This is a genomic window from Alcanivorax sp. (genome assembly GCF_002726155.1).
Taxonomy (GTDB): Bacteria; Pseudomonadota; Gammaproteobacteria; order Pseudomonadales; family Alcanivoracaceae; genus Alcanivorax.
Genome location: NZ_PBSH01000030.1, coordinates 31656 through 57284, shown reverse-complemented (window position 1 = coordinate 57284; position 25629 = coordinate 31656). Strand labels below are relative to the sequence as shown.

Genomic DNA, 25629 nt, shown 5'->3' with positions numbered 1-25629 from the left:
TCTATGCAGTGACAGGTGCGGCTTGCCGGGGATTTCCCCGACAAGCCCGGGCGCACCTTAGCCCAAAAGGGCATTCAGGAAAATACGGGGCAGCTTGAGCCAACCCGGTCGATACTGGAACAACGTCAAAAGCCGGCCCACTTCATGCTGTCGGCGATTGGTGATAAACCACGGCGGCCGGGGTAGCAGGGTCGGGCTGCCAGCCATGGCAGAGCGGGGAAATGGCCGGAACGGCGCCTCTACCACCGTGCGCTCCACCCCTTCCAGCATGAAGGTGTTGTGCACGGTTCCAATACCACTTTGCACATCCTCCAGGGTATGGCCGGGGAACGCGCCCCAGGGGCAGACCGTCATCAAGAAGCCCAGCCCGGTCCAGGCATTGATGGCGATGGTGCCGTAGCGCAGCTCACCGATCAACGCCTCGAAACGCTCACGGCCAATCTCTTTCAGGGTCGAGGGGTGAATAACGATATTGGCACCGAGGGTGCCGTGCAGATTCTCATTGGCATAATCGATAGCCGATTTCAAATACTGCTCCGCACTCTGCGCTTCCAGCTCATGGGTTGACAGCGCCGGGGCGAATACCTCGTTTTCGCAAAACCAGGGATCGTCTTCCAGACGGGTAAAGATCACCGGAGGAGCCTTGCCACGAGGCACGCTGGAGATCCGCTGGCCATGCCCCCGGAAAGCCCCCAGGCGATCCTCTGCACCCGGGTAATACGCCAAACGCTGTGATTCACCCATTACTTTCTGTAGTGCCTGAAGCAGGGCCTCACCTTGTTTCCAGCCGCGAGGCATCAGCAATGCCTGGCATGCCACGCAGTTGAAACCGGAATTGTGCAATTTCTGGGTGGCCAGGTTTTCCGCCTGAAAACGGATATCCGCCTCGGACCAGTTGCCCGGCACCACAATCGTCGGGCATACCGCGCCCAGTTCCGAGGTGATCCGCTTGTCCACCCGCGGCGTTCGTGCTTCCCGGTTGGCGCGACCTTCCTCTCCCACGCCCCAGATAATGGCGTCATGGGTAACTTCGGAACCGGTAATGTGGATCTCTTCTACCACCGGATGCTCAGTCAACCAGGCGCCCACATCTCCGCCACCTTTCACAATCCGCAATGCATCGCGGTCTATCAGAGGCCGCAGGGCCGCGCACAGGTAATCGGTCAGGTAGTCATTCACCGGATTCATTTTCAGAATCACCACCTGGTTTTCCACAAACAGTTTCTGAAAGGCATCCAGTGGAGCAATAGCCGCAATATTGCCCGCCCCCAGTACCAACGAAACCTTGCCCTTGCGGTCGGCCCGGGGGGAGTCATACAAGGTCGCCGCGTGTGCCGGCAAATTCTCTTCCGTCACCCCCGGTTGCATCCAGATTTCTGCCTTAACGCCGGAAAGCAGCAACCGATCCCATATAGAATGCGGCGTTACTTTTACCGCCGTTTGTCCCGTCACCAGCTTGCGTTTCGGCAAACCATCGAGAAAGGCCTTGCCATCCATTTCCGACAGGGTCTGCATCAAACCATTACATGCCCCCATAAGAGCATAGGGGCCAGACAGCCACTCTTCACCCTGCAACGGCGAGTCCGCTGGTAGCTGCTTGGCCCGGGTGGCTGCCGCCACCCAGCCTGGTGCAACCTGGACCAGAGCATCCTTGATTTCCTGCAAAATGGTCAGGCGCTCAGCGACAGTGGTTTGTGCCCATTGATCCTTCGCCGCATCAAGGGCTGTCAGCGCAGCCTGGGAAGGTGAAAAAAGTTCAGCCGTACTCTGTTGTGCTTCCATGCTATGCACCCTCCTTGAGCAACGCGTCACCGTAGTGTTCGCGCAGCTGATTTTTCATAACCTTGCCGGTGGCGCCCAACGGCAATGCATCAACAAAGATGACCTTATCCGGCACTTGCCAGCTGGCCACTTTACCCTCATAGAAATCGAGAATTTCCTTCTCGGTGACATTGCTGTTTTCATCACGAATGGCAACCAGGATCGGTCGCTCATCCCACTTGGGATGGCGGGCGGCAATGGCGGCAGCATTGGCAATGCCCGGGTGGGCGATGGCTATGTTTTCCAGCTCCACAGTGGAAATCCACTCGCCGCCAGATTTGATAATATCCTTGGACCGGTCACGGATAATCATGAAACCATCACCATCCACTGTGGCCACATCTCCGGTATCAAACCAGCCATCATCAGTGAGAGCGGTCTGTTTTTTTCCGAAGTAACTTTCCACAATCCAGTGGCCACGAATCTGCAAGTCTCCCTGGGTTTCGCCATCATGGGGCAAGCATTTGCCTGCCTCGTCCACCAGACGCAGGCTCACCCCATAGGGCGGGCGCCCCTGCCCCTCACGCAAACGAGCCTTCTCATCATCATTGAGAGCATCGTGCTTTTGCAGCAGCTGATTGACAGTGCCCAGCGGCGACGTTTCTGTCATGCCCCAAGCGTGGATCAGTTCCACGTCGTATTTATCGCGAAACTCTCGCAGCATTGAGGGCGGCAATGCAGAGCCCCCCACCACGGTACGAACCAGGTGATCCAGCTTCTTGCCCGTTCGGGAAAGCGCTTCCAGCAGCCCCATCCAAATAGTGGGCACCCCCAACGCCAGGGTCACAGCCTGGTCATTAAGCAGTGCCACCAGGCTGTCGCCATCCAGATTCGGGCCGGGCAACACCAGTTTTGCGCCTACCGCCGCAGCGATGTAAGGCACACCCCAGGCATTAACATGGAACATGGGCACCACCGGCAACACGGTATCCCGTGCTGCGATGGCAATGCCGTCGGGTTGGTTTCCTGCCAGTGAATGCAGCACCAGGGAGCGATGGGTATATTGCACACCCTTGGGATTGCCCGTGGTTCCCGAGGTATAACAAAGAGCCGCCGCACTGTTTTCATCCAGCGCCGGCCACTCGCTGAGCGGCTCTACCTCACCCAGTAATTCATCATAAAACTTCAGCCCATCAAGCATGGCCTCCGCTTCCGCATCCCGCCCCCCCATGAGGACAAAATGACGGATATTGCCCAGCCTGGGTTTCAGGCTGGCGACGGCCGGCAAAAAGGTACGGTCAATAAAAAGCACCTGGTCATCAGCATCTTCCACAATAAAGGTGAGCTGGTCCGGGTGCAGTCGCGGATTAATGGTGTGGGTAATACGGCCGCTGGCGGCAACGCCGTAATAAATTTCCAGATGACGACGATTATTCCAGGCGATCGTTGCGCAGCGGCTACCCTGCGCCACACCAAGCGTGTCCAGCACAGCGGCAAGACGCCGCGCATTCTCAGCGACGACACCCCAATTTTGGGTTTCCACATCACCGCTGGTTTCCACCGACACCACTTCGGTGCCCGCGTGATACTGCATGGCATGGTCAATCAATGAGCCCACCGTCAGGGGCTGATACATCATGGTGCCGTTCATGGCTTCACTCATTCTTTTCTCCTCAGGCGTTAGCAGCAGCGGTGCGAATCATGTCTACCGCTTTCTCGGCAATCATTATGGTGGGCGCGTTGGTATTACCGCTGGTAAGAGTAGGCATCACCGATGCATCCACCACTCGCAGCCCTTCCAGCCCATGAACCTTTAATTGAGGGTCGACCACAGCCATGCTGTCGATACCCATCTTGCAGGTGCCAATCGGGTGATAAATGGTGTCGGCCCGGGAGCGAATATGGGCTTCCCATTCCTTGTCGCTCAAACCGTCACGCACACCAAACAGTTCCTGCTGACGGTATTTCGCCATCGGCTGACCCTCGAGAATCTGACGGGTCATCTTTGCTCCCTTGATGGTGGTTTCCAGATCCCGCTCATCCGACAAGAATTTCGGATCGATACCCGGATCCGCCAACGGATCCGCACTCTTGAGGAAGACATTTCCGCGCGAATGCGGCCGCACCGCACAAACGTGACAACTGAAGCCATACCCCATGTGAAGCTTTCGAGCATGATCATCCACCACGGAAATAACAAAGTGCAGCTGGATATCCGGCTTCGACAATGACTCATCCGTTTTCAGGAACGCAGCCCCTTCCGCGAATGGTGTAGCGATCATGCCCGTTCCGTCTTTCTTCCACTGGGCCATGTGCTTGAGCAGATTGGCGCTCCCCGCCACACCGATACCAAAGTTATCGGTGTCCCTGCTTTTGTAAGCGAGAATAAAGTCCAGATGATCCTGCAAGTTCTGACCGACGCCGGGCAGTTCGTGAACCATCTCGATACCATGAGGGGTAATGTCCTGCGGGCGCCCTACACCAGACAGCTGCAGCAGCTGGGGAGAATTGAATGCCCCACCACACAACAGCACCTCACGGTTGGCATTCACCACGGCATCCTCGCCTTTGCACCTGTAACGCACACCGCTGGCACGCTTGCCCTCGAACATAATCCGGGTGGCATGGGCCCCAGTCAGAACAGTCAGATTTTTGCGCTCCATCACCGGGTGGAGAAAGGCCGCTGCGGTAGAGCAACGCTCACCGTTTTTAGGCTGACCGTGAAACTGGGTAACCTGGTAGATCCCTACCCCTTCGTTATCACCGGTATTAAAGTCTGCCTTGGCGGCATACCCCGCCTGGCAGGCAGATTCAACAAAGGCATGGGTCATCGGGCGCGGGCTTTTCTGGTTGCTAACATGCAGCGGACCATTGTCACCATGGTACTCATTGCTGCCATTCTCATTGTTTTCCGATTTGCGGAAATACGGGAGCACCTCGTCCCAGGACCAACCCTCACACCCCTGCTCGGCCCATCCATCGTAATCCTCACGATGGCCGCGCACGTACAGCATGGCATTGATGGCGCTGGAACCACCCAGCGCCTTGCCACGTGGCTGGTAACCCAACCGGCCATTCAGCCCCGGCTGTGGCTCGGTATTAAAGGCCCAGTTACTGATCTTGCCGTGGCCAGGCATCATTGCCACCACCCCGGCAGGGGCGCGAATCAGAATGTGATCTCCCTTGCCACCAGCTTCCAGCAGACAGACAGATACCGAGGGATCCTCACTTAGACGAGCGGCCAGCACAGCTCCCGCTGAACCTCCGCCGACGATGACGTAGTCAAATTTCATCATACTCTCCCGAATTATTGTTTTGCTGTTTTATGGCCTGATCCACGGAGTCCTCACAGGCATGACCTCAGTCAATCATTAAATTTGGTCATTTGTCCAGATTGTTTGTATTGATCAATTTGTAGTCTTTTCGTAACCCAGAGGAAGAACGAAAACCGATCTGGACCAGACCTATACGGTGACGCAGCAAAATTGGGTGGCGCCGGAGCAATGGCAGGGATAACGCGCCGATGGAAGCACTATTCCCGCACCGCACTTCAAATCAGAAGGGCATGTGGAATTGAGGAAATACCTGAGGGTGGAGCAGACACGGGTTATGGCAAGCACTCTTGCGTTTTCCTGGCCCGGTAATATGAATCAAGCGGCAAGTCTGTATCAGTTAACGGCAGCGACTTGCGGGAGGCCATCCCGTCGGCACCCGCCCTCAATCACGTTGAACTGGATTGCTTTCAAACAGCCAAGCGCAAGACGCCTCGATATTGTAATGATATCTATTCTCATTTACTCTCGCCGCTTATTATTCGATCACTTACGCTGGGGGCGACCTTATGTCGGCGACAACAGGATCGCTGCCGGTGGAAACGCTGTACAACGAGAATCATGGCTGGCTACAAAGCTGGCTTAACCGCCGGCTCGGCTGCCCTGCCCTGGCGGCGGATCTGGCCCAGGACACTTTTGTCCGCCTGCTCGCCAATCCGCGTCCCCTCAATAATCTGGGCGCCGCCCGCAGTTACCTGCGTACCGTAGCAGGCCGCCTGTGTATCGACCTTTGGCGCCGCCAATCCGTGGAGCAAGCCTGGCTGGACGTGGTCGCGGCCCGTCCGGAAGCGCTGGACATTTCGCCGGAAGAGCACGCGATCATTGTGGAGACTTTCTGCGAAATTGATGAAATGCTTCACCGGTTACCGGAAAAAGTAGCGAAAACCTTCGTGCTTTCACAAATCGACGGGCTCACCTATAAACAGATTGCGGCACAGCTGGATGTGTCAGAGCGTACGATCAAAAACTACATGGCCAAAGCAATGCTGGAGTGCATGCTAATCGAAGCCCGTTTCCATCATTCGGTGAGCTAGATGTCACAACCCGACCTGCCCGCCCATCATATATTGCAACAAGCCGCACAGTGGTTTGCCACTATGCTTGCCGAAGATGTGAGCCAGCAGGAACGAGATCAGTGGGAAGCATGGTTGAACGATCACCCGGAGCACCAGAGAGCCTGGCGCTATGTGGAACAGGTAGGCCAACGCTTTCAGCATGCTCAACAACAGGCCGGTACAACCGGTGCCCGGCAAATCATTGATGGCACCCGCAGCAGCCGAATTACGCGCCGGACCCTTGTGGGCGGCGGCCTGGCGAGCGTGGCAACCTGGCTGATCTGGAGCCAGACAACGCTGCCCGCCACGGCCCGCCAGCTGGCCCATGCCCTGTCAGCGGATTACCGCACTGCCACCGGCGAACAACGCCAACTGACACTCAGTGATGGCGGGCAACTATGGCTCAACACCGCCACCGCCGTGGATATCAGCTACACCGATACGATTCGTCACATCAAACTGAGGGACGGCGAAATCCTCATTGAAACAGCCAAAGACGCCCTCGCGCGCCCCTTTGTGGTGACTACGCTTCAAGGCAGCTTACGCGCTCTTGGCACCCGCTTCAGCGTGCAGCAAGGATACGGGGATACGCAGATCTCGGTTTATGAAGGTGCCGTGGAAATCAACACCACCAGCGAACAAAGACTCACCCTGCAAGCCGGGGAGCACACGGCCTTCAGCGCCAACGCAATCGATGAGCCGATAAAGGCGCAATCTTCACGTGTCGCCTGGCAACAAGGCCTGATTGTTGCCGACAACATCTCGCTGCAAGAGCTGGTGGACGAGCTGAGCCGGTACCGCCACGGCTACCTGGCCGTGGATACATCGGTGGCCGATTTAAAAGTGATAGGCACCTACCCCATCGACAAGCCCGACCACACTCTGGCCATGCTGGAAAATGCGCTACCGATACGTGCCCGGCGCGTGCTGCCGTGGTGGGTAACCCTGGAACCCGGTCACTGAATTTCCCCGAGTCAAAAAAGTGCTCATCAAGGCTTCCCCTTTTTTCCGTTCGCCCGTGTTAAGGAAAGAACGAGAATTTTTACCGATTGAGGGAGTCCCTAACATGCCCGTTGGCAACCCGTATCACCCCACCGATTTACGGCATAACACTCGCCCCACCGGGCGGGCCATCCAACTGGCGAGCGCCGGGCTCGTCATCGCTATTACGCTGGCAGGCCCGATACTCTCGCCCCAATCCGCCAACGCACAAAACCTTGCCGCGTCACAAACCCGTACCACGTTCAATATTCCCGCAGGCCCCCTATCCAATGCCTTGAACCGTTTTGCAGCACAAACAGGGCTTTATCTGGCGGGCGCGGGAGAACTGACGCAGGGTAAAAAAAGTAACGGACTGACCGGGGAATATACGGTTCAGCAAGGGCTGCAACAGTTACTGGCAGGCTCGGGCATCCGGTTTCAGTTTTCCGGCAGCAATACTGTGACCTTGGTGGGAGCCACAAACAGCGCCGTCACCCTGGCACCGGTCACCGTCAATGCAGAAGGAATCGGTGAATCCGCTTACGGGCCGGTAGAAGGGTTTACCGCGAAACGAAGCGCGACAGGCTCCAAAACGGACACCCCGATTCTGGAAATCCCGCAATCCATTTCGGTAATCACCGCCGATCAGGTCAAAACCACCGGCGCCACCACGCTCAAGGAAGCGTTGAGCTACACCCCCGGTGTCAGCGCAACCCCCTGGGGCAACGACTCGCAATACGACTGGATTTATCTACGAGGTTTTGACGCCTATTCCCCGGGCTTTTATCAGGATGGTCTGCAATTACGCAATAGCGGGAACTGGGCCGTGTGGCAAACCGAGAATTACGGTATCGAACGCATTGAATATCTGCGAGGTCCATCCTCCGTATTGTATGGACAGAACTCCGCTGGCGGCTTGATCAATGTGGTCAGCAAGCGGCCGACCCGCACCCCGATTCGTGAAATCAGCGCCCAGATTGGTACAGACAATCGCAGGCAAATCGCGACAGACCTGTCAGGGCAAGCAGACAGCGATGGCAAATGGCTTTACCGGTTAACCGCTTTGGAACGGGATGCTGACCTGTCCGTCGGCGACGACCTGCCCAATGACAGGACCTACATTGCGCCTTCTCTGACCTGGCGCCCCTCCAATGACACCCAACTAACGTTGTTGGCCGAATACCTGGACATGAACGTAGCCTCCAACTGGAGCAATTTCCCCGTTCAAGGCACCTTGCTGCCCAACCCGAATGGCAACATCCCCGCCTCCACCTTCTGGGGGGAACCGGATTTCAGCCGCTATAATCAGGAACAGTGGATGATCGGCTATCTGTTCGAGCATCATCTTAACGACACCTGGACCCTTCGTCAGAACGCGCGCTACGGGGAATTCGATACCGACTATCAGAGCTTCTATAACCCGCGTTTTGTTACCGTCAATGCCGGAGACCCAAGCGCTCCCGAGAACTTCCGTCTGTTAGACCGCACACCCTTTGGCAGTGACGAATCCGCCAGCCAGCTCACTCTGGACAACCAGGTAGAAGCTCACTGGCGCTCCGGACGCTGGCAGCACACACTGTTATTCGGGCTGGATTATCAACGGTCTGATTTTGATGTCACCGCTTACTGGGGTGGCACAGTCGATCCCATTGATGTTTACAACCCGGTCTACGGCTCGCCAGTCACGTTAACCGCATCACCGTTCATCGATGCCAATACCGTACTCAAACAGACCGGCTTTTATCTCCAGGATCAGATCAAGTTCGACGAGCACTGGGTGCTTGCCCTTGGCGGACGTTTTGACCGTGCCGTCATCGAAAACGATGATCAATTGAGCGGCTCAAACGACAAACAGACCGATGAAAATTTTAGCGGCCGCGCCGGATTGGTTTATCTGGTAGGTAACGGTCTCGCCCCCTATATCAGTTACTCGGAATCCTTTTCTCCAACCGCAACAATCGATCCTGCCACTGGCAACCCCTTTGATCCCGAAACCGGGCGGCAATATGAAGTGGGCATGCGCTACCAGCCCCCGGGGGCCAACAGCACCTACAGCATTGCGGCATTCGATCTGATGAGACAAAACTACGTCACCTACGATACCGGCTTTGCCCCCCGCAACACCGGTGAAGTCACCGTGCGAGGAATCGAACTGGAAGCCGTGGCAGAAGTGCTACCCAATACGAACCTCAAGGCTGCATACAGCTGGACGCCGGAAGCCGATGTCACCGACAGCGCCAACCCAAGCGAAATCGGCAAGCGTTCCTTTAACTACGCCGAGCACCAGTTCTCGTTATGGTCTGACTACACCTTTGGTTTTGGTTTGAAGCTTGGCGCAGGAGCCCGCTATACGGGATCGACCTATGGTGCCAATGAAGAAGCACCGGCAAAAATACCTGACTACACATTGCTCGATGCGCTGATCGGTTATGAAATCGGCCCCTGGGAATTAGCCGTTAACGCCCGCAACCTGACCGACAAGGAGTATCTGTCTAACTGCAATGACTCCGAATGTTATTACGGGGAAACACGGAGCGTTATCGGCACGGTTAACTACCACTGGTAACAACCATTGCGAAGAGCACCGGCGGCAACATCGGGGGCGCATGCCCCCATCGCTGTGCTCCTCATAAAGACGCCTCAATCCATATATGCCCCCAGGAATAATCAGCCCGAAACCACCCCTCACCCAACTCCCCCAAATCCACCATGATTCCTCTCCCATATCGCTATATCATGAGCGCCCATTGATTCATTACCCCCATGGAGGCCCTGTGAGCGCGGACCTGAGCCAACATACGCCGATGATGCAGCAATACCTCGGTATCAAGGCCGAGCACCCGGATCAGCTGGTGTTCTACCGCATGGGCGATTTCTACGAGTTGTTCTTTGGGGATGCACAGAAGGCGGCGCGGTTGCTGGACATTACCCTGACCCAACGGGGCCAGAGTGCCGGCAAGCCGATTCCCATGGCAGGGATTCCCTATCATGCGGCGGAGAACTACCTGGCTCGGCTGGTGAAGCTGGGCGAATCCGTGGCCATTGCCGAGCAGATCGGTGACCCCGCCCTGGCCAAAGGGCCGGTGGAACGCAAGGTGGTGCGCATTGTTACTCCGGGCACGGTGAGTGACGAGGCGCTGCTGGAAGAGCGCCGTGACAATTTGCTGTGCGCGGTTTTCGACCACAACAACCAGTACGGCTGCGCCAGCCTGGACCTGGCCGCCGGGCGCTTCGTGGTCACCCAGGTAGAAGGTGCCGAACAACTGCAGGCCCTGCTGGAACGCTGGTCACCGGCGGAGCTTCTGCTCAGCGAGGAACACGGCCTGCCGGGCCGCTGGGCTGAACGCCCCGGCACGCGCAAACGGCCCGGCTGGGAATTTGACGAGGACGCCGCCCGCCGCCAGTTGTGTCAGCAATTCCAGGTACAGGATCTGGCCGGCTTCGGTGAACCCACCGCCGTGGCGGTCTCCGCCGCCGGCGCCCTGCTTGGCTATGCCAAGGAGACCCAGCGCGGTGAGCTACCGCACATTACCGGCCTGGCCGTAGAAAGTTTTGACGACGCAGTGGCCATGGACGCGGCCACCCGCCGCAACCTGGAACTGACCGAAACCCTGGATGGCCAGGAACAGCACACCCTGGCCTGGGTGCTGGACAGCACCCAAACCGCCATGGGCGCGCGCCTGCTCAAGCGCTGGGTGCACCAGCCGCTGCGCAACCGCACCACCCTTACCCAACGACAGGACCAGATCGACGCCCTGCGCCAGGGCTGGTGTTTCGAATCCGCCCGCGATGTGTTGAATGATATCGGCGACATGGAGCGGATCCTCGGCCGGGTAGCTCTGCGTTCTGCTCGCCCCCGCGACCTGACTCGCTTGCATGCCAGCCTGAAGGCACTACCGCCGTTGATTGGCACTTTACCCGCCGCCGACTGCTTCTACGAATTAATCGAGCGTATCGGCCAGTTTCCGAATCAGGTGGCATTGCTGGGCACCGCGGTGATTGAAAATCCGCCCATGCTGATTCGCGACGGCGGCGTGATTGCCCCCGGTTACAGCGAAGAGCTGGATGAGCTGCGCTCCATCAGCGAAAACGCCGGCGCTATTTTAGTCGACATTGAAACCCGTGAGCGCGAACGCACCCAGCTTTCCACCCTGCGGGTGAAGTACAACCGGGTACACGGCTATTACATTGAATTGTCGCGACGCGAGTCCGATCAGGCGCCAGCGGATTATCAACGCCGCCAAACCCTGAAAAATGCCGAACGTTTTATCACCCCGGAACTGAAAGAGTTTGAAGACAAGGCCCTGTCTGCCTCCAGCAAGGCGCTGGCGCTGGAAAAGCGCCTCTACGAAGCATTGCTGGAAAAAGTGGCCGCCGATCTGCATGCCCTGCAGCGCAGCGCTGCCGCCGTCGCCGAGCTGGATGTGCTCGCCTCCCTGGCCGAGCGTGCCGAAGCCCTCAACTGGGTGCGCCCACAGCTGGTCGACGACGACGCCATCATCGAGATCGTGGATGGCCGCCACCCAGTCGTAGAGCAAGTGCTGGACGATGCGTTCGTGCCCAACAGCCTGCATCTGGATGACGCTCGCCGCATGGTAATCATTACCGGCCCAAACATGGGCGGTAAATCCACCTACATGCGCCAGACTGCGCTGATCGCCCTGCTTGCCCACCTGGGCAGCTGTGTGCCCGCGGCCAGTGCTCGCATTGGCAGCCTGGACCGGATCTTCACCCGCATCGGCTCTTCAGATGATCTGGCCGGTGGGCGCTCCACCTTTATGGTGGAAATGTCGGAAACCGCCAACATTCTCAACAATGCCACCGCCCAGAGCCTGGTGCTGATGGACGAGATCGGCCGGGGCACCAGCACCTTTGATGGCCTGAGCCTGGCCTGGGCCGCCGCTGAGCACCTGGCGCGCAATCTCAAGGCGTTCACGCTGTTCGCCACCCACTATTTCGAGCTGACCCAGCTACCGGAGCAACTGCCCGGCATCTACAACGCCCACCTCACCGCCAGCGAACATGACAACCGAATCGTGTTCCTGCATCGGGTACAGGAAGGTCCAGCCAGCCGCAGCTACGGCTTGCAGGTGGCCCAACTGGCGGGTGTGCCGGCCAGCGTGATCCATGAAGCAGGCAATAAACTGCGCGAGCTGGAAGAAGGCAAACCCTTGGCAGCATCCAGCTCTGCGGGAAACGCCCCTGCCGTTGGCACCACGCCCGCCGCGGCGACACCGGCCCAGGCCAGCCTGTTCAATGAGCCCAGTGCTGTAGAGCAGGCCCTTACCGGCATAGACCCGGATGAGCTGACCCCCAAGCAGGCGCTGGAGGCACTGTATAAGCTGAAAGGACTGGTCTGAATACCGTGGGAGCATAGCTGCAACCCAAAAGCGGTGGCCGTTGTCTCCTGCGGCCTGCTGCCGCTATAACCTTATATCAACGCTGCGTTTGCCTGCCTCTGGGCATATCGCTAGACTAGCGCCACCCCAAGCGAGACCGCGCCTATTGCTGTTATAATCAGCCCTTGGCGCTGTACAAAATGAAGACACCTGGCGAGGACAGGCTATGACGTTCGTAGTAGGTGAGAATTGCATTAACTGCAAACACACCGATTGTGTGGAAGTGTGCCCGGTAGACTGTTTCTACGAAGGCGAAAATTTTCTGGTTATCCACCCGGACGAGTGTATCGACTGTGCACTGTGTGAACCGGAGTGCCCGGTTAACGCCATCTTCTCGGAAGATGAACTGCCGGACGACCAGCAGGACTTCCTGGAGATCAACGCGGATCTGGCAGAGAAGTGGCCGAACATTACCGAAATGAAAGATGCGCCGGACGACGCTGAAGAGTGGGACGGTGTGCCGAACAAGCGGGAGAAGCTGGTCCGCTAAACGCGGATCACTTTTCTCCAGGCAAAATAAAAGGGCGGCATCCTGCCGCCCTTTTTGCGTCGAGTCATCCTGACCCTTTTGCGCTCACCGCAACATCCCTGTACTGCATTCCTTGCAAATCCTTGTGCTCAATTCCCTGAAGCACGGAAACACTATATCAACCGTATTTTGCTCTGTGGGTAAAATAAATATTAAAAGTCTGGGTAAAAACCACACAAAACAGAAAAATATAAGGAAAAACAGCAGGTTAAGCTTTGAAGTTTTGTTTTTGAACGCCAAAAAAAGCAGAAAAAAACTGTTTTTTCCTACAGCCTTGTAAGAGATCTCTTACAAGCTCGTCTCACCACGCCAGGCCCGTGCCCCGGAGGGCTACATCCCGACGCTAAAAGGCGCCCAAGCTTTTACATTTCCTCACTGCTTTTTACAGCACCGCGTCACACTTCTGGGTAGCATTAATTCCATGGAAAACGTGGTGTTATACAGCATCACCAAGCCAACCAGTATCCCCCCAAGGCGCTAGCAATAGCGCTCACAACCCCCCTCTTCCACCCCAATTTCGGAAGAGGGTTTTTTTTGCCTGAAATTGGCCGCTGGACGGCCCCATTTCACGCCAAGGTGGCGTTTAACGCCGCACAGGCCTGCTGGAAATGCTGTTTCAGGGAGTGAAGCAAAGCGGGCGCGCAGGAAAGGTCACCGCTGGAAGCCAACGTTTCCAGCTCCATGCACAGACTGGCAACATGAATTGCCCCCAGGTTGCTGCTGCTGCCCTTGAAACTGTGCGCCTGGCTGCGCAGGGTCTCCGCATCGCCAGCCGCAAACGCCTGATCCAGCGCGGCCAAACGCTGCTCGCCATCGCGTTGGAACGATTCGACCAGCATCTGGAAATCCTGGCCCATAATATCCTGCAATTCGGAAACGACCTCGACATCGAGGACCGATCTATCGTGCATCAACCTGCTCCGTCATCCTTTACGGCGGCTACCATAGCAGCTACAGAAACCCTGTTATGTGTTACAAGCTGGAAATTTAAGCAAGCACGGGCACCGCTGACACCCGTCAAATCAGGAAAAAGTGACAGGCGGTAAAAGTCCGGATGAACGGGCCCGTGCCACATCGTCCGGCTCATCCACATCCCACAGGGGCGCCAACACCCCGGTTTGCTCCGGGGCAAAACAGGCCCGGCTATCCTGTAACGCATGGGGACCACCGAAGCGTACACCTCTAAAACGGTCAGAAGACCAGAGCGCTGCCCGGCTGCTGCCCAGCAGCACATAGCCACCGTCTTCACTGGCGCCGAACACCACAGGGGTGTGCCCCAGCGCATCCAGCGCCTGCTCGAAATAAGGCCGATCCAGCAACAGGCAATCGCTGCCGATGAGCAAAACCCGGGGAGCGTGGCACAATCCCTGTGATAACGCCCCAGCCATGCGTTGCCCCAGATCCTCGCCTTCCTGCAAAAAACTGGACCAGCCCCGCGCCGCTGCCTCCTGCTGCAACTGTGCATCCGGCTTGTCGAGCCACAGCTGCACATCACCAGGAAACGCCTCTGCGGCAGCAAGCGTCTGCCACAGTAGCTGCCGATAAATCTGCAGAGCGCCCTCGGCCCCGAAAGCGGGGATCAGGCGGGTTTTCACCTGACCGGCATGCAGGGCGCGGGCGAAAATAATCAGCAAGGGGGTGTCGTTCACCCGGCATCCCCCCGGTAATACTCCCGGTGCAACGCTTCCGGGCTGGCCCCGCGCCAGTAACGAAAGCGCAGGGACCACATCAGCCAAATGGTGCGCCATGGCCCTTTGTGTTCCCAGCGCCGGCTACTGGTGATCACCGGCGGGCGCAGACAGGCCGGGCGCGCCAGAGCGCGCAAGGTTCGCGACAGGGCAATATCTTCCATCAATGGCTGCTCGGGAAAGCCGCCCTGCTCACGAAACACATCGCGGCGTACAAACAGGGCTTGATCACCGGTGGCGATTCCGGTCAGGCGCGAACGCCAGTTCATCATGAACGCGATAACACGAAACAGCGGCCGGGACTGGCTCAGCCGAACGTCAAAACGCCCCCACAGGGTGCGACCGGCCAGGCTACCCAGCGCCTCGCGATGGCGGGCATGGAGCACCGTATCCGCATGGATGAACCAGAGCCACACACCCCGTGCGCATACCGCGCCGGTATTCATCTGAAGGCTACGCCCCTGATCACTGGTGAGTACCGTATCGGCGGCTTCACGGGCAATGTCGATACTGTGGTCGGTACTGCCGCCATCTACCACTATCAATTCATCGCCGTCGGCGAGTGCCGCTCGTAGCCGCGCCAGCGACTCGGCCAGGGTATCCGCCTCATTAAGCACCGGCACGATGACACTCACCCGGCTCATTCCAGCGAGCCACCACAGCTGCTTCCTGCGCCCGCCGTGCAACCAAAGCAGTGATCGGCCACATAAATCGGCTCGCCCTCAATGTCGTCTTTCAGCAAGCTCGACAAATGCTGATGGCCCTCATGGTGACCTTGTGGCATGTCCAGCATCTGGTTGAAATCACAATCGTAGAGGTACCCCTGATAGTCCACGCTCACCATGGAGCGGCACATCAAAGCGGGTAAGGTCTCGCGATTGTAGCTGTCGCGCAGCAGCTGCATGTAATCGTTGAACTGATCATGGGCCAGCAACACCGCACCAAAACGACTGATAGGCATGTTGGTAATCGTCAGCAGATGATTGAAGCGCAAACCGAAATGCGTCATCAATTCACGCTTGTAATCAGCTTCCAGGGCAGCCTGTGGAGGCGGTAACGATGCGCCGGTGGGGTTATAGACAAGGTCCAGCACCTTGTCGTCCCCGTAGCCTTTCTCGTTCAGGCGGCGAATGGCTTCAAGGCTGCCCTGAAACACGCCCTTGCCCCGTTGCTTGTTCACGTTTTCTTCGGAATAGCACGGCAGGGAGGCCACCACATGCACGTCGTGATCAGCCAAAAACTGCGGCAAATCTTCGTAACCCGGCTCGAGCAGAATGGTCAGATTACAGCGGTCGATGACTTCCACACCCAGTGCATGACATTCACGCACCAGGTAGCGAAAGTGGGGATTCATCTCCGGCGCTCCGCCGGTCAGGTCGATCACCTTGATGTCCCGCTTGCGGATCACCTGAAGAATCAGGTCGATGGTGGCCTTGTCCATCAGCTCGGTGCGGGTGGGGCCAGCATTCACATGGCAGTGCACACAACTCAGGTTGCACAGGTAACCCAGGTTGACCTGCAACACGGAAGTGGCATGGCGACGCAGCGGCGGAAAATCCGTGCTGCTGCGCACCAATAAATCGTGGGTGTCCTGCATACTTCACCTGTTTCCATTTCCTTAATGCTATCAATTGGATGCAGGCTTGTCGCAAACGTTACGTGAAAGCGGCTAACAAGACAGTCAGAACCTCCAGCCCCGTAGATAAAATGCACCGCGCAACAGCCTAGTCCAACACCGGAATGTCGGATTACGGCTACCTCTGATGCGCCCAACTACAAACGCCAGAGCTCCAGCAAAGTCCATAAAATAACCTCTTGATTGCTCAAGACTGGCACCACGACTAAAAGTCCTTACAATTGGCCCCCTGCAAAGCCCCGGTAGCTCAGTTGGATAGAGCAAGCGCCTCCTAAGCGCTAGGTCGGACGTTCGAATCGTCTCCGGGGCACCACCTTTCCGTTTTTCCTGCATCGTTTTTTTGCATCAATCCAATCAGCTTATTGCTCTGGCTCAACGCCCTTCTTTGCCAGACACTGTCGCCGCGCACCGATACCAGGATTCAGCATGACCCACGATACGCCCTCCTCTTCCCCTCTCAGTCCGCTGCTGGTGTTACTGATGGCGACCACCACCGGGTTGGTGGTCGCCAGCAACTATTACGCCCAACCTTTGCTGCACACCATCGCGGACCAGCTCAGCCTGAGCTACGCCAAAGCCGGCATTATTGTCACCACCGCCCAGGCCAGCTACGCCGTGGGGCTGATTCTACTGGTGCCACTGGGTGATCTGGTCGAGCGGCGCCGCTTGATTGTTATCATGATGCTGCTGGCCATGGTCGGGTTGCTGATCAGCGCCAGCGCACGCTCTCTGCCGATGCTGCTGGCCGGCACCGCCATCACCGGAGCGTTTTCTGTAGTGGCACAAGTGCTGGTGCCGTTTGCCGCCACGCTGGCGCCACTGGAAACCCGCGGCAAAGTCGTCGGCACGGTCATGAGTGGCCTGTTACTGGGCATTCTGCTGGCACGTACCGTGGCGGGCGCACTGTCCTCTCTGGGTGATTGGCATACCGTTTACTGGGTGGCCGCTGCGTTGATGTTGCTCAATACGCTGGCCCTGTGGCGCTTGCTGCCCCGCTACCACCAGCCCGCCTCGCTGCACTATGGCCAGCTGATTACCTCCATCGCAGGGCTGTTTCTGCGGTACAAGATGTATCGCCAGCGCTCCGTACTCGGCTTTCTGGGCTTTGCCATGTTCAGCGTGCTGTGGACATCCCTGGCCTTCCTGTTGTCCGCCGAACCCTGGGGCTTCAACGATGCCACTATCGGCCTGTTTGGCCTGGCCGGTGCAGCGGGCGCCCTGTCGGCCCGCCACGCCGGCGTGCTGGCCGACCGTGGCCACGGCCAACGGCTGACAATCATTGGTATCGTGATTCTGCTGCTGTCCTGGGGGTTACTGGGGCTGGGCGGCACCTCGCTTATTGCACTGCTCGCCGGGATCGTGCTGCTGGATCTGGCGCTTCAGGCCGTGCACATCACCAATATGAACATGGTGTTTTCACTGGATGAAAACGCCCGCAACCGACTCAACTCCGGCTACATGTTTGTGTATTTCCTGGGGGGCGCCTCCGGTTCACTGGCGTCTGCCGCTGCCTACGATCACCAGGGCTGGTGGGGCGTTGTTCTGCTGGGGGCCGGGCTGGCAGTGGTGGCTCTGCTCTATAGCGGCTTGATGCTGGCCGGGGCACGCCGCCAGCATCCCCATCGCCAGGAAAGTTGACCGGGTTTTACACCCCGGTGATTTACCCTTTCCCACAAGTCCTCTAGATTAAGGACTCACGTCGGATAAAAAGGGAATTTCGATGAAATTACTGGGACTGTTACAACTGGCCGTGGCGATTTACGCCATCGTAATGATTATCCAATCGTCCGCAGAGACCGGCGCCAAGGTGCTGTGGGTGCTACTGGTGCTGATTGTGCCGCTGATCGGCCTGATTATCTGGGCTCTGATGGGGCCGGGCTCACCCCTGAAGCGCTAGCCTTGGCTTCGCGGGAGGCATCGGCCACCTCGCGAGCCTCACCGGCTTGCTGCCAGGCGCCTGGCGTCTGGTAGTAACCGTGGGCGATTCCCTGGAAGCGGGGTTGATTGATCACCCGCTGCAAACGCCGCAGGGAAAAATACGGTATATCCCTCAGAATGATGTTGGCCAGCCAGGCCGGCAAGGCCCCACCTGGATCCAGCACCACTTCGATAGTCACCTGCACCTTGCCCACCTCGCCCGGGGAAAACCGGTAATACCCTTCCATTTGCGGCATGCGCACATAGTGCGACTGCTCCGGGTAAGCCGCTGCGTGCAACGCAAAGGGCATCACCAAATCCAGCGTAACCGGCTCCTGATAAAAGGTTACCCGCAGGGGGGCATCACGGTCTTTCACCGGCCACGGCAGGCGTGTCGTCACGTAAACGTCCCGTTGATAGGGCGAGTTACGTTTCAGGTCACGGATTTCCGACACCATGTGCATAAACGACGCCACCGCGTCGTAATCATCCAGCAAGGCACCGATGGCGTTGAAGTCGTTCACCTGCAGATCCGCCACGCCCCGGAAGGTTTTCAGGCGTGAGTCCACGTCATCCTGGCGAAATACCTGAATGCCGTCCCGGTCGGTCACCAGCACCCATTCCCCGTCGCTGGCCAGGGCCGGCATAGCTATCAGCACCAGCAATAGCAGTGTTGTCAGTTTTTTTATCATGATTGTCCTGACAGTGTTGCGCGCAACATCCACGCTGTAACGCAATGTTCAATATTTGGTGGCGATTAAACACCCTGTTTAATCGGCTACTTTATAACCAAGAGTTCAGGTGATGTATCCCTTAAAACCGGGAGACCGTGATCAAGACCACACAAATAATGGCATTTTGCTATAACGATTTCCCCCCCAGCCCCACACCCTGTCTGCGTGCCTACAGATAAGGCTCCATCATATGCGCCAGCGCATTGCGCACCCGTCGCCAGGGCGCCATTTGCCGAAAGCCGGCTTGATCCAGCCGCTGCGAAAGCGCAATCCTCTCATCCAGCGCTTCATCAATCTGCTCCGCCAGCGCCTCCCCGTAGCACTCCAGATCAAACTCGAAATTCAGCCGCAGGCTGCGCGCATCCCAGTTACCCGACCCCAACATGACCCAGTGCTGATCTACTGTCATCACTTTGCTGTGATCAAATGGCGGCGGCGACAGATAGAGCTCAGCCCCTTCGGCAACCAGCCAGCGCAGGGCATGCAGACTGGCCCAGTGCACCAGGCGCAGGTTGTTCTTGCGCGGGATGACAATCTGTACCCGCACCCCTTTCAGCAGCGCCAGTTGCAGTGTGGCCAGCAAGGTCAGATCGGGCACGAAATACGGGGTGACGATGCGAATACGGGATTCCGCGCTGCCAATGGCCGCCAGCAGCGTCATGCGACGCTTGTCGAAATCCGCATCCGGGCCGGCACTGATGCCCCGGGACTGCACATCGCCCAGCCAGGCCGGGCCGCGGTAACTGGTGTCCAGCAACTCGCCACTGGTGAAATACCAGTCTGCGGCAAAGCTGCGCAATAACTGCCCCACCACCGGCCCTTCGATGCCAGCATGCAGGTCGGTAATCTTCGGCGGTTGTTGTATATAGCCGGCGCGAATGTTCATGCCACCGGTAAAGCCATAACGGCGGTCCACCACCATGAATTTACGATGATTGCGCAGATTCAGGTACGGCATGCGCCAGGGAGCCAGGGAATACAGAAAACGCTCCACCGGCACCTTGCCACGGCGCAGCCGCCAGACCACTGACGGCAGGGAATACAGAGCGCCGACACCGTCCACCAGCACCCGCACCTTCACTCCCCGCGCCACCGCCGCAGAGAGCGCATCAGCCAGCGGTTTACCGGCGGCATCGTTGCCGAAAATATAGGTGGCCAGATAAATGCTTTCATTGGCATTGTCGATGGCGTCTAACATGGCCTGGTAAGCGCCGGGGGCATCCAGCAGGGTAATGCGGTTGCCGTCGGTGAGCGGCAAGTGGGTCAGCCGCCCCACCAGGCGACTGAGGATTTTCAGATGCTTCAGGTCCGGTTCAGGCTCGGCCGCAACGCGCCAGCCATCATTGCTGTCAATCAGGCCACCGGTCAGCTGGCGTGCCCGCCGGCGAATCCGATTGACGCCCAGGATGTAATAGAGCAGCGCCCCCAGCACCGGCACCAGCCAGACAAGCCCGGTCCAGGCCGCCGCCGCACGGGCATCGCGCTTATTCTGAGCGACATGCACCGTCACCGTCACCGCCAACCCAATACTGATGGCCGCCGCCGCATAGGGCCAATAGGGGTCCAGCATCGTCAGTAAGGCGTCAATTTCAGCGGTCCAGTAAGTGACATCCAAAGGCATTCAGTTCCGTCTCTGAAACAGGTATCCGCTCAACGATAGCATAACCGGCGAGGCCAGCATCCGTTGCGCTTTGCGCTTTGCGCGCCGCTTCCCTAGAATACGCTCTCTTTTGGAACACCGGTCGGCTCGCGTCTATTAAACAGCGTGCAGCAAATGACCACTCTCCTCCCCGATCAGGCTGGGGGGCGATTCGTTCCAAGTCCTCTGCGTCGCCTTGCCGACGCACGTTAAACGGGCCAGACAAGCCCGACTCAGCGCCAGCCGCCGCTGGCCATCAGTAGTAACGACTAATTCCGCTGGTTTAGGCAACCAGTGTACCGGTGTTGACGGCGTTATCGTCATGCCGGCGCATGATGAGGAGCGATACCATGCCCGAAACCAATACGGTTATTCCGCTGCACCAGGACACCCGTGAGAGCACCGACAAGCTGGCTCAATCTGCCGAACAAGCCTACGACGAACCCCGCCGGTTCAAGGTCTACACGGCGCGCCAGCTCGACAAGATCGAGCCACTCAAGCGCCTGGACGACGAGACCCGCTTTGCCATGGACGTGGTCGCGAATGTGCTGCCGTTTCGGGTCAATGAATACGTCATCAATGAGCTGATCAACTGGGACAAGGTTCCCAATGATCCCATCTACCAGCTCACCTTTCCCCAGAAAGGCATGCTGGCACCGGAACACTTCGACAAGGTCGCCGAGGCCATGCGCGGAGGCGACAAAGCCGTCATCAAGGCCTCCATCGCCGAAGTCCGCGAAGCGCTGAACCCGCATCCCGCCGGGCAAATGGAACACAACATCCCGGAAGTGGATGGCGAAAAGATTGAAGGTATTCAGCACAAGTACAATGAAACCGTGCTGTTTTTTCCCAGCCAGGGCCAGGTCTGCCACAGCTACTGCACCTTCTGTTTCCGCTGGGCCCAGTTCATCGGTGACAACGACCTGAAAATTGCCACCAAGGAAGCCGGGCAACTGAAGAAGTACATTCAGGCCCACCCGGAAATTTCCGATGTGCTGATCACCGGCGGCGACCCGCTGGTAATGAAAACCAAAAACCTGCGGGCGCATATCGAACCGCTGCTGGAACTGGAACAGATCCGCACCATCCGTATCGGTTCCAAGGCCCTCACCTTCTGGCCCCAGCGTGTGGTCTCCGACGCCGACGCCAAAGACCTGCTCGACCTGTTCGAGGAAGTGATCGCCAGCGGCAAACACCTGGCGCTGATGGCGCACTACAACCACTGGCAGGAACTGGAAACCGACATCGCCCGTGAAGCGGTAAAACGGGTACGTGCAACCGGCGCAGTAATTCGCGCCCAGGGCCCGCTGCTGGCGCACATCAACGACAACGCCGACGACTGGGCACGCCTGTGGCAGACCCAGGTCGAGCTGGGCATCATTCCTTATTACATGTTTGTGGAGCGCGACACCGGCGCCCGGCATTACTTTGAAGTACCGCTTGCCAAGGCCTGGGAGATCTATCGCGATGCCATGAAACAGGTATCCGGCATCGCCCGCACCGCGCGCGGCCCGAGCATGTCCAGCCACCCGGGCAAGGTGGAAATCCAGGGCGTTACCGAAATCAACGGCGAGAAAGTGTTCGCCCTGCGCTTTATTCAGGGCCGCAACCACGACTGGGTGCAACGGCCTTTCTTCGCCAAGTACAACGAGGAAGCCACCTGGCTGAATCACCTGGAGCCGGCCTTCGGTGAAGACACGTTTTTCTTCGAAGACGAGCTGGCAGAAATGGAAAGCGAATAACGCCAATTAATAATTAATAGTGAATAGTTAATAACGGTGCGAGAGCGCGTTGTTGATTTTGAAACGCAAGAGGCCGCGCCGGATATTCGGGCGCGGCCTCTTGCGTTTCAAACAACACGACACTTAAATCGCGTCGTTATTAACTATTAATTATTCACTATTCATTGCCCCCCCCTTCCTCTTACCGCTGAATGGCAGCAATAATGAATTCACCCAACCCAAGGAGAGTCCGATGAAGAAAATTCTCGCCAGTGCATCTGCTGCCGCTCTGCTGACCGGCTGTCTTGGCCAGAATGCCCTGTTCGATACCGTGCAGGACTGGAACGCCGACGCCACCAACAACAAATACGTCAATCAGGGTATTTCCTTTGCCTTCTGGTGGATTCCCGTTTACGGCCTGTCTTTGCTTGGCGATATCATTATTTTTAACTCCATCGAGTTCTGGACTGGCACCAACCCGATCAGCAAGGAAGGGGCCAAGGTGGCTGGCACCACCGAAACCGTGACCGACGGGCTGGGCAATAAAGCCGAACTGACCTACAACGCGGACGGCTCCATCACCGTGATGGCCGCCCAGCAAAGCTACACCCTGATCAAACAGGACGGCCAGGTCATCAAGCTTCAGGATGGTAACCGTGAAGTGCTTGGCTCGGTGATGATGTAAGCCAAACCCAGGCGGCATCGCCGAAGGCATGAAAACCCGAGTTGCGAGTTACGAGAAGCGAAATGCAAAACCGGTTTTATCTTCTCGCTGCTCGTAACTTGTAACGACAAAGTAGCGTTCAATTCCGCCGCTACAATAACCGCGACAGCGTCACCAGCGCCTGCTCCACCCGGTTGTCCCATTTCACCGCGCAATTCAGTCGCAAACAGTTGGCGAATTTTCCGGAGGCGGAAAACAGCGAACCCGGCGCAAAACTCACCCCGGCTTCCAGCGCTTTTTCCATCAGTTCGGTGGTGTCCACTTCCCCCGGCAACTCCACCCACAACACGAACCCACCCGCAGGCCGGCTCACCCGGGTCTGTTGCGGAAACAACTGCGTCACCCGCTCAGTCATTCTTGCCACACCCCGGGCGTGCTCACCGCACAGCTGGCGCAGAAACCTGTCGTAATGGCCACGCTCCAGATAGCGTGCCAGCACCAGCTGTGATGGCGTGGCCACCGATACCGTATTGATAAATTGCAGATACTGGGCCTTTTCCCGATGACGCTCCGGCGTCACCAACCACCCCACCCGCAACCCCGCAGACAGGGTTTTCGACGAGGACGAGCAGTAATACACCAAGCCCGTACGGTCCCAGCTTTTCACTGGCCGCGGCCGCGGCCCGCTCAACGGCAAATCCCCGTAGATATCATCCTCCACCAGCGGCACCTTGTGCTTCGACAACAGTGCCAGCAGCGCTTGTTTACGCGTATCGGAAAGCCGCACCCCGAGCGGGTTGGAAAAATTCGACACCACCACACAGGCCGAAACTTTCCAGCGTTCCAGCGCCAGGGTCAGGGCCTCCAGGGAAATCCCCTCCTCGGGATCAGTAGGAATTTCCAATGCCTTCAGACCCAGCGAGTCGATCACCTGTAACAGCCCATAATAAGTGGGCGATTCAATCGCCACGGTGTCGCCAGGCTGGGTGGTCAGCTTGAGCGCAATGGCTACAGATTCCTGGCAACTATTGGTAATCAACACATCTTCCGGGCTGACCTCGCACTGCAATCCCGCCAGCCGACGGGCAACCTGGGTACACAGTTCCGGGGCCCCGGGAGGAAAGGCGTAGCCCACGCAGCGGCGACGCTCCTCCCGCAATACGCTGTGAAACACCCTTTCCATGGCTGCCACCGGCATATATTCCGGCGCCGGCACCGCCGCTCCCAGGTTCACCACTGAAGGATTATTCACATTCTGTAGTATCTGCAGCACCCGCTCCTGACCGGTAATCCGGCGCGGCCGCCGGCTTGCCGTGGTCACCCGGGGAGGCTCACGCACCACCGGCGGCTGGCGTACGTAATACCCGGACCGGGGGCGGGCTTCCAACACACCGCGCTGCTCCAGTTCCCGGCAGGCATTCACCGCCGTGGACACACTGACCTGTTGCTGTTCCGCCAGCACCCGCACACCGGGCAAACGGCTGCCCACCGGATATACCTGATCACGAATCAGGACCTGCAACCGGTCAGCCAGGCTTTGATACAACGTCATGAGATAAATATCCGATACAGTTTTTAGCATAACAAGCGGCACAGATTGCTGTTCATCTAATCTGTACCGCCTCAATATTTTTTTCTTATATCTGTAATGGCCAACGTTGTCCACCTACCCTATTGAACCAGCTTCAGAAAAGGAACGTCGTCATGCCAACGGAACAGCTAGTCGCTCTGATCGGCTTTGTCACTATCATGACCGGCACCCCTGGCCCCAATAACCTGATGCTTATGGCCTCCGGTGCCAATGCCGGTTTTCGTCGCTCCTTGCCGCACATTCTGGGCATCGCCATCGGCTGCCAGGTGATTCTCTTGTGCGTAGCGTTGGGGCTTGGGCAACTGCTAATCCGTTTTCCCCAAGCCGTTACAGCCCTGCGAATCAGCGGCGCCCTGTATCTACTCTATCTGGCCTGGCAGCTCGTACGCGCCCGCTCGTTGAATGACGATCGCTATAACGCCAAACCGCTGACCTTTATGCAGGCGGCCCTGTTTCAGTGGGTAAACCCCAAGGCATGGATGATGATCCTCACCGGTGTCGCCACCTTTACCCGCCCCGGCGATTTTACCGTCAGCGTCGCCATCGTTGCCGGTGCCTTCCTGATTGTGGGGCTGCCCCTGATCAGTAGCTGGAACCTGTTCGGTGTGGTGCTGAAAAACTGGCTCCAGGAAGGACAGCGCCTGCTCACATTCAATCGCACCATGGCCGCTCTGCTGGTGGCTTCGCTGTACCCTACCTTCGGCATTCAGCCCAGCCAGGCCAGTGAAACCGAAAGCCAGACCGCCAAAGAGCAGCAGGAAAAACCCGCACCGCCCCCGAAGCGGGAACGCCTCAACTGGTGGATGAGTGTGCTGTAGCGATTCAGTAGCGAGTGACGAGGAGCGAGTTGCGAAAGTCAAAACCTTCAACCGAAGAATGGTTTTTGCTTTTCGAGACTCGAAACTCGTTACTCGCTTCTACCACCCAACTATTTCCCCACAACAAAATCTGGCTACACCCCTCGTTCAGCCCCTCCCATCCT

20 protein-coding genes and 1 tRNA gene are annotated in these 25629 nt (G+C 57.8%); 11 read left to right on the top strand and 10 right to left on the bottom strand.

The annotated features are described in order from the left end of the window. Nucleotides 1–57 precede the first annotated feature (57 nt). The 3 genes from CL546_RS08750 to CL546_RS08740 are packed head-to-tail and all read right to left on the bottom strand — an operon-like array spanning nt 58 to nt 5054. A complete protein-coding gene (locus CL546_RS08750) occupies nt 58–1782 on the bottom strand; it encodes an aldehyde dehydrogenase family protein (RefSeq protein WP_290494162.1) in 1725 nt (574 codons plus the stop codon). Nucleotide 1783: 1 nt separating this feature from the next. After that, the gene (locus CL546_RS08745; RefSeq protein ID WP_290494161.1) at nt 1784–3424 is read right to left on the bottom strand and encodes a long-chain fatty acid--CoA ligase; all 1641 of its coding nucleotides are present in this window, start codon (nt 3422–3424) and stop codon (nt 1784–1786) included. Nucleotides 3425–3434: 10 nt separating this feature from the next. Further along, on the bottom strand, nt 3435–5054 hold the full coding sequence (locus CL546_RS08740; RefSeq protein WP_290494160.1) for a GMC family oxidoreductase: 1620 nt from the start codon (nt 5052–5054) through the stop codon (nt 3435–3437). 548 nt (nt 5055–5602) lie between these two features. Here CL546_RS08740 and CL546_RS08735 point away from each other — a divergent pair. The 5 genes from CL546_RS08735 to fdxA all read left to right on the top strand — a co-directional run bounded on the left by CL546_RS08735 (nt 5603) and on the right by fdxA (nt 13018). Then, the gene (locus CL546_RS08735) at nt 5603–6127 is read left to right on the top strand and encodes a sigma-70 family RNA polymerase sigma factor (protein WP_290494159.1); all 525 of its coding nucleotides are present in this window, start codon (nt 5603–5605) and stop codon (nt 6125–6127) included. After that, nucleotides 6128–7111, top strand: a complete 984-nt coding sequence (locus CL546_RS08730; protein WP_290494158.1) for a FecR domain-containing protein — start codon at nt 6128–6130, stop codon at nt 7109–7111. Nucleotides 7112–7214: 103 nt separating this feature from the next. Then, the gene (locus tag CL546_RS08725) at nt 7215–9695 is read left to right on the top strand and encodes a TonB-dependent siderophore receptor (RefSeq protein ID WP_290494157.1); all 2481 of its coding nucleotides are present in this window, start codon (nt 7215–7217) and stop codon (nt 9693–9695) included. Between the two features lie 208 nt (nt 9696–9903). Next, nucleotides 9904–12489, top strand: a complete 2586-nt coding sequence (mutS, locus tag CL546_RS08720) for a DNA mismatch repair protein MutS (protein ID WP_290494156.1) — start codon at nt 9904–9906, stop codon at nt 12487–12489. Between the two features lie 205 nt (nt 12490–12694). Beyond that, a complete protein-coding gene (gene fdxA, locus CL546_RS08715; RefSeq protein ID WP_039926233.1) occupies nt 12695–13018 on the top strand; it encodes a ferredoxin FdxA in 324 nt (107 codons plus the stop codon). A 605-nt stretch (nt 13019–13623) separates the two neighbouring features. On the opposite strand, the gene CL546_RS08710 is transcribed toward fdxA, so the two are convergent. The 4 genes from CL546_RS08710 to arsS form a co-directional block, all read right to left on the bottom strand. Next, a complete protein-coding gene (locus CL546_RS08710; protein WP_290494155.1) occupies nt 13624–13968 on the bottom strand; it encodes an Hpt domain-containing protein in 345 nt (114 codons plus the stop codon). 111 nt (nt 13969–14079) lie between these two features. Further along, nucleotides 14080–14706, bottom strand: coding sequence for a TIGR04282 family arsenosugar biosynthesis glycosyltransferase (locus CL546_RS08705; protein ID WP_290494154.1), 627 nt, complete (start codon nt 14704–14706; stop codon nt 14080–14082). Continuing rightward, nucleotides 14703–15389, bottom strand: coding sequence for a TIGR04283 family arsenosugar biosynthesis glycosyltransferase (locus CL546_RS08700; RefSeq protein WP_290494153.1), 687 nt, complete (start codon nt 15387–15389; stop codon nt 14703–14705). Before CL546_RS08700 ends, CL546_RS08705 begins: the two co-directional genes overlap by 4 nt. Then, the gene (arsS, locus tag CL546_RS08695) at nt 15386–16342 is read right to left on the bottom strand and encodes an arsenosugar biosynthesis radical SAM (seleno)protein ArsS (RefSeq protein WP_290494152.1); all 957 of its coding nucleotides are present in this window, start codon (nt 16340–16342) and stop codon (nt 15386–15388) included. The genes CL546_RS08700 and arsS overlap by 4 nt, the downstream gene beginning before the upstream one ends. A gap of 275 nt (nt 16343–16617) precedes the next feature. Between arsS and CL546_RS08690 the strand changes: the two genes are divergently transcribed. The 3 genes from CL546_RS08690 (at nt 16618) to CL546_RS08680 (ending at nt 18278) form a co-directional block, all read left to right on the top strand. Then, a tRNA-Arg gene (locus CL546_RS08690) sits at nt 16618–16694 on the top strand. A gap of 113 nt (nt 16695–16807) precedes the next feature. Further along, nucleotides 16808–18019 carry an MFS transporter gene (locus CL546_RS08685; protein ID WP_290494151.1) on the top strand — a complete coding sequence of 404 codons (1212 nt, stop codon included), beginning with the start codon at nt 16808–16810 and terminating at the stop codon, nt 18017–18019. Between the two features lie 82 nt (nt 18020–18101). Then, nucleotides 18102–18278, top strand: coding sequence for a PLDc N-terminal domain-containing protein (locus tag CL546_RS08680; protein WP_007149801.1), 177 nt, complete (start codon nt 18102–18104; stop codon nt 18276–18278). On the opposite strand, the gene CL546_RS08675 is transcribed toward CL546_RS08680, so the two are convergent. Beyond that, a complete protein-coding gene (locus CL546_RS08675) occupies nt 18235–18990 on the bottom strand; it encodes an START domain-containing protein (protein ID WP_290494150.1) in 756 nt (251 codons plus the stop codon). The genes CL546_RS08680 and CL546_RS08675 overlap by 44 nt on opposite strands. Before the next feature lie 211 nt (nt 18991–19201). Next, on the bottom strand, nt 19202–20653 hold the full coding sequence (locus CL546_RS08670) for a phospholipase D-like domain-containing protein (protein ID WP_290494149.1): 1452 nt from the start codon (nt 20651–20653) through the stop codon (nt 19202–19204). 368 nt (nt 20654–21021) lie between these two features. On the opposite strand from CL546_RS08670, the gene CL546_RS08665 reads away from it, so the two are divergent. Together CL546_RS08665 and CL546_RS08660 are read left to right on the top strand one after the other, a co-directional pair. Beyond that, complete coding sequence (locus tag CL546_RS08665; RefSeq protein ID WP_290494148.1) at nt 21022–22413, top strand: KamA family radical SAM protein; 1392 nt, start codon at nt 21022–21024, stop codon at nt 22411–22413. A 232-nt stretch (nt 22414–22645) separates the two neighbouring features. Next, a complete protein-coding gene (locus CL546_RS08660) occupies nt 22646–23077 on the top strand; it encodes a DUF3332 family protein (protein WP_290494147.1) in 432 nt (143 codons plus the stop codon). Nucleotides 23078–23207: 130 nt separating this feature from the next. Here the strand turns inward: CL546_RS08660 and CL546_RS08655 are convergent, their stop codons facing one another. Next, on the bottom strand, nt 23208–24608 hold the full coding sequence (locus CL546_RS08655; protein WP_290494146.1) for an aminotransferase-like domain-containing protein: 1401 nt from the start codon (nt 24606–24608) through the stop codon (nt 23208–23210). 152 nt (nt 24609–24760) lie between these two features. Here CL546_RS08655 and CL546_RS08650 point away from each other — a divergent pair, with 152 nt between their 5' ends. Further along, complete coding sequence (locus tag CL546_RS08650; RefSeq protein WP_290494145.1) at nt 24761–25465, top strand: LysE family translocator; 705 nt, start codon at nt 24761–24763, stop codon at nt 25463–25465. Nucleotides 25466–25629: the final 164 nt, after the last annotated feature.